The 12,357-nt window shown below is 69.9% G+C and carries 9 protein-coding genes and 1 pseudogene; 5 read left to right on the top strand and 5 right to left on the bottom strand.

Annotation, left to right across the window (positions count from 1 at the left end; translation table 11 throughout):
* The gene (locus tag F3T56_RS34785) at window positions 1–963 is read right to left on the bottom strand and encodes an ABC transporter substrate-binding protein (protein WP_149829337.1); all 963 of its coding nucleotides are present in this window, start codon (window positions 961–963) and stop codon (window positions 1–3) included.
* Between the two features lie 634 nt (window positions 964–1,597).
* On the opposite strand from F3T56_RS34785, the gene F3T56_RS34780 reads away from it, so the two are divergent.
* From F3T56_RS34780 to F3T56_RS34765, 4 genes are all read left to right on the top strand, one after another.
* Entirely contained in the window at window positions 1,598–2,839 is a 1,242-nt protein-coding gene (locus tag F3T56_RS34780; RefSeq protein WP_149829336.1) for an NAD(P)-dependent malic enzyme, read from the top strand.
* A gap of 251 nt (window positions 2,840–3,090) precedes the next feature.
* Window positions 3,091–4,056: a zinc-binding dehydrogenase gene (locus tag F3T56_RS34775; RefSeq protein WP_149829335.1), complete on the top strand. Its 966-nt coding sequence runs from the start codon at window positions 3,091–3,093 to the stop codon at window positions 4,054–4,056.
* A gap of 101 nt (window positions 4,057–4,157) precedes the next feature.
* Window positions 4,158–4,367, top strand: coding sequence for an HTH domain-containing protein (locus F3T56_RS34770; protein ID WP_149829334.1), 210 nt, complete (start codon window positions 4,158–4,160; stop codon window positions 4,365–4,367).
* On the top strand, window positions 4,367–4,930 hold the full coding sequence (locus F3T56_RS34765; RefSeq protein ID WP_149829333.1) for a Clp protease N-terminal domain-containing protein: 564 nt from the start codon (window positions 4,367–4,369) through the stop codon (window positions 4,928–4,930). The genes F3T56_RS34770 and F3T56_RS34765 overlap by 1 nt, the downstream gene beginning before the upstream one ends.
* Window positions 4,931–4,981: 51 nt before the next feature.
* Here F3T56_RS34765 and F3T56_RS34760 read toward each other — a convergent pair whose 3' ends face one another.
* Together F3T56_RS34760 and F3T56_RS34755 are read right to left on the bottom strand one after the other, a co-directional pair.
* A complete protein-coding gene (locus F3T56_RS34760) occupies window positions 4,982–6,118 on the bottom strand; it encodes a PadR family transcriptional regulator (RefSeq protein WP_149829332.1) in 1,137 nt (378 codons plus the stop codon).
* 523 nt (window positions 6,119–6,641) lie between these two features.
* A pseudogene (locus tag F3T56_RS34755) lies at window positions 6,642–7,607 on the bottom strand (DUF4097 family beta strand repeat-containing protein); the annotation flags it as partial.
* A gap of 151 nt (window positions 7,608–7,758) precedes the next feature.
* Between F3T56_RS34755 and F3T56_RS34750 the strand changes: the two are divergent.
* On the top strand, window positions 7,759–8,592 hold the full coding sequence (locus F3T56_RS34750; RefSeq protein ID WP_149829331.1) for a hypothetical protein: 834 nt from the start codon (window positions 7,759–7,761) through the stop codon (window positions 8,590–8,592).
* Window positions 8,593–8,610: 18 nt separating this feature from the next.
* On the opposite strand, the gene F3T56_RS34745 is transcribed toward F3T56_RS34750, so the two are convergent.
* Entirely contained in the window at window positions 8,611–8,790 is a 180-nt protein-coding gene (locus F3T56_RS34745; protein WP_003992906.1) for a DUF6104 family protein, read from the bottom strand.
* 88 nt (window positions 8,791–8,878) lie between these two features.
* Window positions 8,879–12,357, bottom strand: a 3,479-nt coding sequence (locus F3T56_RS34740) for a multifunctional oxoglutarate decarboxylase/oxoglutarate dehydrogenase thiamine pyrophosphate-binding subunit/dihydrolipoyllysine-residue succinyltransferase subunit (RefSeq protein WP_149829330.1), incomplete at its 5' end; no start/stop codon positions are given.

Below are 12,357 nucleotides of genomic sequence, written 5' to 3'. Positions count from 1 at the left end.
TCAGGAGCCGCCGTTGATCTTCGCCTCGGTCACAGCACCGTCGGTGACGTTCCACTCCTTGAGGATCTTCTCGTACTCGCCGTTCTCGATGATCGCGGCCATCGCCGCCTGGAGGGCGTCACGCAGCTCGGTGTTCTTCTTGCTGACACCGATGCCGTACGGGCCGGCCTCGATCTGGTCACCGACGACCTCGAAGTCGTTGCCGCCGCCGGAGGTCTTCGCGTTGTACGCCGCGACCGGGAAGTCATTCAGGTCCGCGACGGACGCGCCCTGCTTGAGCCGGAGCAGCGCCTCGGGGTCGGTGTCGAAGGTCTGCAGCTTGATGGCCTTCTTGCCGTCCTTCTCGCACTTCTTGCTCTGCTCCTTGGCGATGCCCTCGGAGGTGGTGCCCACCTGCAGGGCCACGACCTGGCCGCACAGGTCGTCCAGGGACTTGATGCCCTTGGGGTTGCCCTTCTGGACCAGGATCGAGGTGCCGGCGGTGAAGTAGTCGACGAAGTCGATGCCGTTGCCGACCTTCTTGCCGGTGTCGGAGTCGACGCCGTTCTGGCGGTCCGCCGTGTCGTTCATCGCGGACATGATCACGTTGTACCGCTCGGCCTCCAGGCCCACGATGAGCTGCGCGAACTTGTTGTTCTGGAACTCGAACTTCACGCCCAGCTGCTTGCCCAGCGCCTCGGCGATGTCCGGGTCGATACCGACTGCCTTGCCGTCCTCCATGTACTCGACCGGCGGGTACGCGATGTCGGAGCCCACCTTGATGACGCCCGCCTTGCGAATGTCCGCGGGAAGCTTGTCGGCGAGCGGTGCGGCAGCGGAGGCGGAGGCACTGTCCGAGTCCGTGTTCTTGTCCGTCTGGTCACCGCAAGAGGTGAGCAGCAGGGCGCCCGCGACCGCGATCGCGCCGACCGCGGCTGTCCGGGAGCGCAGGCCGGTCGTACGACGAGTGGTGCTTGCGGTCATGGTGGATTCCTCCGGCGGGGTGGGTGGAGAAGGTGTGGAGAAGGCCGACAGGGTCGGCTGGGGCGACACACTTCTTCGAGTGTCGCGACCTCGTGTGATTAGGGCATCTTGCCATTCGGGCATGTGCATTCAGATGACCCCCCATGTCAAAATCGGATAACGGGTCACCCCCGAGCACCCCACGAACCGTCGCAGACCAGGTGATCAAGCCGAATCCTGTGCGGACTTCCCTCCTTCTGGCCGGAGGATCTTCGGTGCATCTCAGGATGCGGTCGGCCGCGGACCCCGCACACGCGGCCGTATGGGACTTGTCACGATCTGTTCGAACCTGTCCTGTCATGCGGCGATGAGTCGCGGCACCGGTGATCGTCTGCAAATGACCTTCGGTGGTGACCATCAGTTGTGACCTTCGAGGTGTGAACAGGTATGGACTCGTCGTCGGCGCCGTCCGTCCGGTAAGAAGGTTCTTCACACCCCTCATCCGGGGCCCAGGGCGCGTGTGCGGCGCGCCCGTCGCGTCTGAGCCCGCAGGTGTCGCCGTACGTATCGGTGACCTGGGACTTACGCGGTGCCCGCCCGTTCCCGAACCGGGAGCGGTCACCCTCAAACCTTGAAGACTTAAGGGGTCACCAACGTGGCAGCGGAGATTGTCAATCCTCGCACCGACAGCAACGACGCCGGCACGGGCAATACGGGGCAGGAGGGCAGCGGGGAGCCGCTCGATTCCTTCGACCCCGCGTTCGCCCTGCACCGCGGCGGCAAGATGGCCGTGCAGTCCACCGTGCCGATCCGCGACAAGGACGATCTGTCCCTCGCCTACACGCCCGGCGTCGCGCGCGTGTGCACCGCCATCGCCGAGCAGCCCGAACTGGTCAACGACTACACCTGGAAATCCTCGGTCGTCGCCGTCGTGACGGACGGTACGGCGGTTCTCGGCCTCGGCGACATCGGGCCCGAGGCCTCCCTCCCGGTGATGGAGGGCAAGGCGATCCTGTTCAAGCAGTTCGGCGGCGTCGACGCGGTGCCGATCGCGCTCGCCTGCACGGACGTCGACGAGATCATCGAGACCGTGGTCCGTCTCGCCCCGTCCTTCGGCGGCGTGAACCTGGAGGACATCTCGGCGCCCCGCTGCTTCGAGATCGAGAAGCGGCTCCAGGAGCGCCTCGACATCCCGGTCTTCCACGACGACCAGCACGGTACGGCGGTCGTGACACTGGCGGCCCTCCGGAACGCCGCTCGGTTGACCGGCCGTGGGCTGGGCGACCTGCGGGCCGTCATCTCCGGTGCCGGTGCGGCGGGTGTCGCCATCGCCAAGATGCTGCTTGAGGCCGGCCTCGGCGACGTCGCGGTCGCCGACCGCAAGGGCATCGTCTCCGCGGACCGCGAGGACCTCACGCCGGTCAAGCGGGAGCTCGCCGAGCTCACCAACAAGGCGGGGCTGTCGGGCTCCCTGGAGGACGCCCTCGCGGGCGCGGACGTCTTCATCGGCGTCTCCGGCGGTACGGTCCCGGAGGCGGCGGTCGCCTCCATGGCCGAGGGTGCGTTCGTGTTCGCCATGGCCAACCCGAACCCCGAGGTGCACCCCGATGTCGCCCACAAGTACGCGGCCGTCGTCGCGACGGGGCGGTCGGACTACCCGAACCAGATCAACAACGTGCTGGCGTTCCCCGGGATCTTCGCGGGGGCGTTGCAGGTGCGGGCGTCCCGGATCACCGAGGGCATGAAGATCGCCGCGGCCGAGGCGCTGGCCTCGGTCGTCGGTGACGACCTCGCGGCCGACTACGTCATCCCGTCCCCCTTCGACGAGCGGGTCGCCCCGGCGGTGACCGCGGCGGTGGCCGCGGCGGCTCGGGCGGAGGGTGTGGCTCGGCGCTGACCCGACGCCGACGGTTGGTTCGACGGCTCCGTCCCGCTGGTGCGGGGCGGAGCCGTTGGGTTTTCCGCCCCCGCCGCCCCTACCCGTCCGGGTGCGGGTGGGTGGGGGCTTGTCGCGCAGTTCCCCGCAGCCGAACAAACCGCCCAGGGGGGTCTGGAGGCGCAAACCTCCCCGGGCGGATCCGGTGGCGGGACGCGTGTCACAGCGCGGCCCGGTTCCATCGCCTCCGGCGTACCCCTATGGTCAGGCCCATGTTCGCTGCCTACGCCGCCCGCATCGACCGTGACCGCCCCCTCAACGGACTGGAGTTGGGCGACCGCCCGGCCCCGGAGCCGAGGCCCGGCTGGACGACCGTGAACGTGAAGGCCGCCTCGCTGAACCACCACGACCTGTGGTCCCTGCGCGGCGTCGGCCTCCCCGAGGACAAGCTGCCCATGATCCTCGGCTGCGACGCCGCCGGCGTCGACGAGGACGGCAACGAGGTCGTCCTGCACTCGGTGATCGGCCAGACCGGCCACGGCGTCGGCCCCGACGAGCCCCGCTCGATCCTCACCGAGCGCTACCAGGGCACCTTCGCCGAACAGGTCGCCGTCCCCACCTGGAACGTCCTCCCCAAGCCCAAGGAACTCTCCTTCGAAGAGGCCGCCTGCCTGCCCACCGCCTGGCTGACCGCGTACCGCATGCTCTTCACCAACGCGGGCGTACGCCCCGGCGATTCGGTCCTCGTCCAGGGCGCCGGCGGTGGTGTCGCCACCGCCGCGATCGTGCTCGGCAAGGCGGCCGGACTGCGGGTGTTCGCCACCAGCCGGGACGAGGCCAAGCGCAAGCGGGCCCTGGAACTGGGCGCGGTGGAGGCGCTGGAGTCGGGGGCCCGGCTGCCGCAGCGCGTCGACGCGGTCATCGAGACCGTCGGCGCCGCCACCTGGTCCCACTCCGTGAAGTCCCTGCGTCCCGGCGGCACCCTCGTCATCTCCGGCGCCACCAGCGGCGACCGTCCCTCCCACGCCGAACTGACCCGCATCTTCTTCCTCGAACTCAAGGTCGTCGGCTCCACCATGGGCAGCAAGGACGAACTGAAGGATCTTCTCTCCTTCTGCGCCGCGACCGACGTACGCCCCGTCATCGACGAGGCGTTGCCCCTGGACCGCGCCCGCGAGGGCTTTGAACGCCTGGAGTCGGGGGACCAGTTCGGAAAGATCGTTCTCACCAACCCCTGACGGAATCCATCGACACGACGGCCGGCCCGGTTCTTCCGGGCCGGCCGTCGTCATGTCAACCGGGGTTGACGCGACCGTCGACGTCAACGTAAGTTGACAGCATGACCGAAGCAACGAATCTCGCCGAGCGCGCGGGCGACCGCGACCCCCGTATCGGGCTGCGGGCCGTCGCCGCGCTGCGGAGGGTGCTGGAGCAGTTGGAAGTGGTCCAGGTGCGCAGCGCGCGCAATCAGGGCTGGTCGTGGCAGGAGATCGCCACGGAACTAGGTGTGAGCAGGCAAGCCGTGCACAAGAAGTACGGGAGGCATTGATGTTCGAACGGTTCACGAAGGACGCCCGGGCCGTGGTGCTGGGCGCGGTGGAGCACGCCGAGGGGGCCGGATCCCGGACCGTCGACGCCGAGCACCTGCTGCTCGCGCTGCTCGACCGCCGGGGCAGCCGCGGCTCCTTCGCGCTGTCGGCGCTCGGGCTCACCGACCACAGCGAGTCCGTACGGCGTGCCCTGGACGACGTACGACGCCGGGCCGGCCTCTCCCGGGCCGAGGCCGAGGCGCTTGCCGGGCTCGGGATCGACGTCTCGGAGATCGTCTCCCGGGTCGAGGAGGCGCACGGCGTGGGCGCGATGTCCGGTGACTGGAAGGACAAGCGGTGGTGGACCGGCCACCGCTCCTTCAGCCGGCCCGCCAAGGACATCCTGGAGAAGTCCCTCCGCATCGCCGTCGCCCGCCGTGACCGGCACATCGGCGACGAACACCTGCTCCTCGCTCTCACCACCCGCCCCGGTGTCCCAGCCGAGGTCCTCGCGGACCACGGGGTGACGCACGAGGCGCTGGAGCGGGTCCTTTATGGCCCCGGAGAGGCCAAGGCGGGGTGAGCCGGGGGTGAGCGTGGGAGGCCCTCTCGGCGCCCGCCCTCGCCCCCGGCGCTACGCCTTGGGTGTCCTCAGAGCGGCCCCGATGTGAGCCGCCGCTGTCGACAGGTGGCGGCGGGCGTCACGGAGCTGGTCCTCTGTCACTCCGTGGTCGCGGGCCGCGTCGCGGATGTCGTCGCGGAAACGGTCCAGGAGGCGGTCGAGATCGCGGCCGGGATCGCCCGTGGAGGCCTCGTGCACCCAGGCGGGCTCGAACGTGCCGGGGAAGTCCTCGGGAGTCGTCGAGTACTCGGGCTCCCCGACGCCCTTATCAGTCGCTGAGCCAGAGCCAGAGCCAGAGCCAGAGCCAGAGCCAGAGCCGGGGCTGGCGCCCGCACCTGCCTCAGTCCCCGTCCCCGCCCCCGTGCGCCCGAAGCCCAAGTCCTTGCCGAACTCCTTTCCGAAGTCCTTCCCGAACTCGCCGAACTCCTTGGCCAGTTCGGTGAGCCCTTCACGTACGCCCGTCGGCCAGTCGCCCCGGGTGAAGTGGTCCTGGACGTGGTCCTGGACCCGCTTGGCGATGCGCTGGAGTTCTTCCTGAGCCTGGGTGCGGGCCCGCTCCTGGGCCTCCTTGGCCTGGCGGCGGGCGCGCTGGGCCTCCTCGCGGGCCCGGCGGCTCTCGTCCTTCGCCCGCCGGGCCTGCTCCTTCCACTCCTGCTTGACGCGGCGCATCTCTTCCTTCGCGGCGCGCCAGGCCTCCTTGTCGGCGTACTCCCCGAACTCCCCGAGCGGCCCTTGCTCACCGGCGCCCGCCCCGCCGCCCTTGCGTGCCTCGGAGGCCGCCGCCCGCATCTCGCGGCGCAGCTCGCCCGCCGCGCCCCGTACATCGGCTCGGATCTCGGCGGCCAGCTCCGCCACCGACTCGCGGATCTCCAGCTCCAGGTCGGCCAACTCGCCACTCCGATCGGCCAGTTCGGCGCGGCCCGCGTCCGTGATCGCGTACACCTTGCGGCCGCCCTCGGTGGTGTGGGTGACCAGCCCCTCGGCCTCCAGCTTGGCCAGGCGCGGATAGACGGTGCCGGCCGAGGGGGCGTACAGCCCCTGGAAGCGTTCCTCCAGCAGCCGGATCACCTCGTAGCCATGGCGCGGCGCCTCGTCCAGCAGCTTCAGCAGATACAGCCGCAGGCGTCCGTGGGCGAAGACGGGAGGCATGTCACACCTTCTTCTCGGTCGTGCTGGAGTTCGTGCCGTCGGCCGAACCGGGGGCCGAACTGTCGGGCGAGGGTCCTGTGGGTCCCTCGGACGTCGCGTGGCCCGAGGGGGCGTCGGACGGCTCAGTCGCGTCGGCAAGCGGCTCAGGTGAGTCGGCAGCCGACCTGGTGAGGTCGGTGGACGGCTCGGAGGAGTCGGCAGACACATTGTCGGTCACGACACCGATCCGCTCGGCTTGTGGGGTGCCCGGCGGGGCCACGTGTGCGCCGGTACTCGAAGCCGTGCCCGACGCCACCGCTGTGCCGCCGAGTCCAGCGGAGTCGGTGCCCGCCCCCGGGTTACCGGGCGGGGCCTCGTGCGCGTCGGTACTCGAAGCCGTGCCCGACGCCACCGCTGTGCCGCCGCTCAGCCCGAGGGAGTCCGTGCCCGCCCCCGGCGTGCCGCCGTCCGCCTTGGCGCCCTCGCCCCCGGGGTCGGCGTCCCCCGCCAGGTCGTCCCCCGCCACACCACCGCTCGCCCCAAGACCCCCAGCGCCCCCGTCCCCAGACCCGCCGCCGTGTGGCCGTGCGTCGCGTGGACCCCCGTCGCTTGATCCGGCGTCGCGCGACCCAGCCTCCATACCCCCTGTGCGCATGCCCCTCATCGCTTCGTCCCCCATATCCCCACCCCAAGGCTCGTCCTCCGCCGGAGGCCTGCGCAGTAGGGCGATGGAACCGGAGACGGTCGTCGCCTTCAGGCGGCCATTTCCCTTGCCGAGGCGGCCCGTGACTTTGTGGGCGCCCCAGGGGCCGGTGACGCGGAGGTCGTCGAAGGCGTTGGCGATGGTGCCGCTGGCGGTGTTGGCCTCGACTTCGGCGTCGGTGGGGTGGGGGAGGCGGATGGCGATCTCGCCGGAGATGCTGTTGAGGCCGACGTCGGTAGGCCCGCCCGTGGGGTCGAGGTCGAGGATGATCGAGCCGCTCACCGACTCGGCCTTGACGGTCGGGCAGGACCCCTCGATGACGGTCAGGTCGCCGGAGACGGAACTCAGCCGGAGATCCCCGGTGAGGGCCTGTGCCTCCACGTTCCCGGACACCGTCGTCGCGCGCACCGGCCCTGACAGGCCGACCAGGGTGGTGTCGCCCGAGACGCCCTTCACGTCCGTACGCCCGCCCACTCCGGAGACGACGGCGGTGGCGCCGACCACGCCCACCTCGACCCGGGTGCCGGCCGGAACGGCGAGCGAGACCAGCGCATTGCGACGCCAGCCCTTTCGGTCGAGCCACTTCAGGAAGCCCTTCCAGGGCAGATCGTCGTACGCGATGGTCAGGGTGCCGTCCCTCTGCGTCACCGTCAGCGGTGGGCCCTCCAGATCGGAGACCTCCAGACGGGCGGAACCCTCTTCGGTGCCCACGACGTTCACCGTTCCGTTGACGACTCGCACATGCAGTGCCGTCACCGGTTCGTCGAATGTGAGCTTTCGTGGCTCGGCGACGGACCACTCGGACATAGCGCTGACCTCCTCGACAGAACCAACCACCCCATACGCGCAATATCGCGTCTCACGTAATTCACGATATATCGCGGTGACGGGAAGTCAAGACACCCGTTCCGGTGATCCCGCAGGGGTGTATGCGGACAAATCGCCCTAGCGTGGGTGCATGTCGACGGAAAACTCCCGGCCCACACCCGCCCCCGGCGCGCTCCTGCTCTGCCGGGCGGATCCCGACTCCGTCGCCCCCGTCGCCCAACTGCTGCGCGAACGCATGCTGCTCACCTCGGCCGGAACCGGGTGGAGTGTGCTCGTGCCCGAGGGCAAGCCCTGGCTGGAAGGCGGTGAACCCGTCGACAGCGTCCTCACCGGCTGGGCCACCGCCCTCGCCGTCGGCGCCTCCTGGCCCGTACTCGCGCTGTGGTGGGACGCGGACCGCAGCGGCTGCACCCTTGCCGCCGGCTTCCGCCGCACCGTCGGCTACGTATGGCTCGCGAACGGCACGCCGGTCGGCGAGGACGAGGCGATGCGTACCTTCGCCGCCCGCCTGGGCCTGGACCCGGTCCTCGACACGCAGCCCCTGTACGACCTCACGAAGCCCGACCCGACGGCGAAGGCCCGCACCCGCATGCTGGGCCTCCTCGCCGTCCTCGCCCGCGCGGGAGTGGCCCTCCCCGCCGGCCTGGCCCCGGGCGAACCGGCCGACCGCCTGCGCGGGGTCGCCCGTGTCCAGCCGGACGTCCAGCGCATCGAATGGACGGGTTGGCGTGGAGCCGTACGCACGGAACTCGACGCCCTCGAACGCGGCCGCCTGGGCCCTTGGCTGCCCTGGGCCGGCACCCCAAGAGCCCGCGCCCTCGCCACCGCCCAACTGGTGGCCGGCCTACCGCTCACGGTCTGGGGCCTGTACCGCCGCGGCGGAGGCTGGATCGTCGCGGGCAGCCTCCTGATCGCCCACGGCGCCCTCGGCCTGCTCTACGACTTGTCCCACCCCCGCGACTGACTCCCCCGACCTGGGGCTCTACTCGTCGTCCTCGTCATCCAGCCGAGCCAGCCATGTCGCCAGCCGCTCGACGGGCACCTCGAAGTCCGGATTCAGATCGACGAACGTCCGCAGCTGTTCGGCGAGCCACTCGAAGGTGACCTCCTCCTCGCCGCGCCGCTTCTCCAGTTCCTCGATGCCACGGTCGGTGAAGTACATGCGTCAAGGATAAGTGCGCGGAAACGGCCGGGCCGCACCCCCGAGAGAGGGGTGCGGCCCGGCTGCGTACGGATGGGATCGAGAGCGATTACGCCTCGAACACCTCCCGCACCAACTGCTCCTGCTCAGCCTGGTGCCGCTTGGCCGAACCCACCGCCGGCGAGGAGCCGTGCGGGCGGGAGATGCGGCGCAGGCGCTCGCCGTGGGGGACGTCGGCGCCGACGGCCAGGTCGAGGTGGTCGATCAGGTTCAGGGCGATGAACGGCCAGGCGCCCTGGTTGGCCGGCTCTTCCTGGGCCCAGAGGTACTTCTCGGCGTTCGGGTACTTGGCGATCTCGGCCTGGAGCTCGGCACCCGGGAGCGGGTACAGGCGCTCGAGGCGGATAATCGCCGTCTCGGCAGCTGCAGCGTCCGTGGCGCCGCGCTTCTGACGCTCGGCCTCGAGGTCGTAGTAGACCTTGCCCGCGCAGAAGACGACCTTCTTGACGGCGGCCGCGTCGACCGTGGGGTCGCCGATGACGGGGCGGAACTGGCCCGTCGTGAACTCCTCCGCCTTCGACGCGGCGGCCTTGAGGCGCAGCATCGACTTCGGGGTGAAGACGACCAGCGGCTTGTGGTGCGGGTTGTGCACCTGCCACCGCAGGAGGTGGAAGTAGTTCGACGGGAGGGTCGGCATGGCGACCGTCATGTTGTTCTGGGCGCAGAGCTGGAGGAAGCGCTCCGGGCGGGCCGAGGAGTGGTCCGGGCCCTGGCCCTCGTAGCCGTGGGGGAGGAGGAGCGTGACGCCGCTCGTCTGGCCCCACTTCTGCTCCGCCGACGAGATGAACTCGTCCACGACCGTCTGGGCGCCGTTGACGAAGTCGCCGAACTGGGCCTCCCACATCACGAGGGACTCGGGGCGGGCCAGCGAGTAGCCGTACTCGAAGCCCATCGCCGCGTACTCGGAGAGGAGGGAGTTGTAGACGTTCAGCCGTGCCTGGTCCTCGGAGAGGTACATCAGCGGCGTGAACTCCTCGCCCGTCTCGCGGTCGATGATCACCGCGTGACGCTGGCCGAAGGTGCCGCGCTGGGAGTCCTGGCCCGCCAGGCGGACCGGGGTGCCCTCCAGGAGGAGGGAGCCGACCGCGAGGGTCTCGCCCATGCCCCAGTCGATCGTGCCGTCCTCGACCATCGACGCCCGGCGCTGCAGCTGCGGCAGCAGACGCGGGTGGGCGGTGATGTGGTCCGGGACGTTGACCTGGGACTCGGCGATGCGCTTGACGGTCTCCGCCGAGATCGCGGTGCTCACCGAGACCGGGAAGCCGTCCTGCGGGTCGTGGGACTCGGCGGCGGCCGGCTGCGACGTAGCCTCGCGGACCTCCGTGAAGACCTTCTCCAGCTGACCCTGGTAGTCCTGCAGGGCCTGCTCGGCCTCTTCCAGAGTGATGTCGCCCCGGCCGATCAGCGACTCGGTGTACAGCTTGCGCACCGAGCGCTTCTTGTCGATCAGGTCGTACATCAGCGGCTGGGTGAACGCCGGGTTGTCCGACTCGTTGTGACCGCGGCGGCGGTAGCAGATGAGGTCGATCACCACGTCCTTGTTGAACGCCTGGCGGAACTCGAAGGCCAGGCGCGCGACGCGGACGACCGCCTCGGGGTCGTCGCCGTTCACGTGGAAGATCGGGGCCTCGATCATGCGCGCCACGTCCGTGGCGTACATCGAGGACCGCGACGACTCGGGAGCCGCCGTGAAGCCGACCTGGTTGTTGATGACGATGTGGACCGTGCCGCCGGTGCGGTAGCCGCGCAGCTGCGACATGTTCAGGGTCTCGGCCACCACGCCCTGGCCCGCGAAGGCCGCGTCGCCGTGGAGAGCCACCGGCAGGACCGTGAAGTCCGTGCCGCCCTTGTTGATGATGTCCTGCTTGGCGCGGGCGACGCCCTCCAGGACCGGGTCGACGGCTTCGAGGTGCGACGGGTTCGCGACCAGCGACACCTTGATCTGCTCGCCGTCCAGGCCCGTGAAGGTGCCCTCGGCGCCCAGGTGGTACTTCACGTCGCCGGAGCCGTGCATCGACTTCGGGTCGAGGTTGCCCTCGAACTCACGGAAGATCTGGGCGTACGACTTGCCGACGATGTTCGCCAGGACGTTCAGGCGGCCGCGGTGGGCCATGCCGATGACGACCTCGTCCAGGCGGGACTCGGCGGCGCTGTCGATGACCGCGTCCAGCAGCGGGATGACCGACTCGCCGCCCTCAAGGCTGAAGCGCTTCTGGCCTACGTACTTCGTCTGCAGGAAGGTCTCGAAGGCCTCCGCCGCGTTGAGCCGGCGCAGGATGCGCAGCTGCTCCTCGCGCTCCGGCTTGGAGTGCGGGCGCTCGATACGATCCTGGATCCACCGGCGCTGCTTCGGGTCCTGGATGTGCATGAACTCGATGCCGGTCGTACGGCAGTACGAGTCGCGCAGGACGCCGAGGATGTCGCGCAGCTTCATCAGGGACTTGCCCGAGAAACCGCCGACCGCGAACTCGCGCTCCAGGTCCCACAGGGTGAGCCCGTGCTCGGTGATGTCCAGGTCGGGGTGCTTGCGCTGGCGGTACTCCAGCGGGTCCGTGTCGGCCATGACGTGGCCACGGACCCGGTAGGAGTGGATCAGCTCGAAGACGCGGGCGGCCTTCGTGACGTCGTCGTCGTGGCTGGCGTCGATGTCCTTGAGCCAGCGGACCGGCTCGTAGGGGATGCGCAGGGCCTCGAAGATGTCGTCGTAGAAGCCGTGCTCGCCGAGGAGGCGGTTCGCGACGAGGCGCAGGAACTCGCCGGAGGCGGCGCCCTGGATGACCCGGTGGTCGTAGGTCGACGTGAGCGTCATGACCTTCGAGATGCCGAGCTTGTTGAGGGTGTCCTGGCTGGTGCCCTGGAATTCGGCCGGGTAGTCCATGGAGCCGACGCCCATGATGACCGACTGTCCGGGCATCAGACGGGGCACGGAGTGGACGGTGCCGAGGCCGCCGGGGTTGGTCAGGGAGACCGTGACACCGGTGAAGTCGTCCATCGTCAGCTTGCCGTCACGGGCGCGGCGGACGATGTCCTCGTAGGCCTGCCAGAACTCGAAGAAGTTCAGCGTCTCGGCCTTCTTGATGCCCGCGACGACCAGCTGGCGGTCGCCGTTGGGCTTGACCAGGTCGATGGCGAGGCCGAAGTTGACGTGCGGCGGCTTGACGAGGGTGGGCTTCCCGTCCTTCTCCGCGTAGTGCCAGTTCATCGACGGCATGGCCTTGATGGCCTGCACCATCGCGTAGCCGATCAGGTGCGTGAAGGAGATCTTCCCGCCCCGGGCCCGCTTGAGGTGGTTGTTGATGACGATGCGGTTGTCGAACAGCAGCTTCACCGGGACGGCGCGCACGGATGTGGCCGTGGGCAGTTCCAGTGAGGCGTTCATGTTCTTCGCGACCGCGGCGGCGGGGCCGCGCAGCGTGACCAGCTCCGGGCCGTCGGCGGCCGGGGCCGCGGCCTGCTTGGCCGGAGCGGCGGGCGCCGGCTTGGCAGCAGCGGGCGCGGGCGCGGCGGCCGCGGGCTTCGCGGCGGCCG

The organism is Streptomyces tailanensis (genome assembly GCF_008386495.1).
GTDB classification, from domain to species: domain Bacteria; phylum Actinomycetota; class Actinomycetes; order Streptomycetales; family Streptomycetaceae; genus Streptomyces; species Streptomyces tailanensis.
The sequence above is the reverse complement of the archived record's forward strand: the minus strand, read 5'-3'. Positions and strand labels throughout refer to the sequence as shown.

What these genes read in the sequence shown, in the direction of transcription:
- F3T56_RS34785 (WP_149829337.1), bottom strand. Translation starts at nt 963, where the DNA reads ATGACCGCAAGCACCACTCGTCGTACGACCGGCCTGCGCTCCCGGACA.
- F3T56_RS34775 (WP_149829335.1), top strand. Translation starts at nt 3,091, where the DNA reads ATGTTCGCTGCCTACGCCGCCCGCATCGACCGTGACCGCCCCCTCAAC.
- F3T56_RS34770 (WP_149829334.1), top strand. Translation starts at nt 4,158, where the DNA reads ATGACCGAAGCAACGAATCTCGCCGAGCGCGCGGGCGACCGCGACCCC.
- F3T56_RS34765 (WP_149829333.1), top strand. Translation starts at nt 4,367, where the DNA reads ATGTTCGAACGGTTCACGAAGGACGCCCGGGCCGTGGTGCTGGGCGCG.
- F3T56_RS34760 (WP_149829332.1), bottom strand. Translation starts at nt 6,118, where the DNA reads ATGCCTCCCGTCTTCGCCCACGGACGCCTGCGGCTGTATCTGCTGAAG.
- F3T56_RS34750 (WP_149829331.1), top strand. Translation starts at nt 7,759, where the DNA reads ATGTCGACGGAAAACTCCCGGCCCACACCCGCCCCCGGCGCGCTCCTG.
- F3T56_RS34745 (WP_003992906.1), bottom strand. Translation starts at nt 8,790, where the DNA reads ATGTACTTCACCGACCGTGGCATCGAGGAACTGGAGAAGCGGCGCGGC.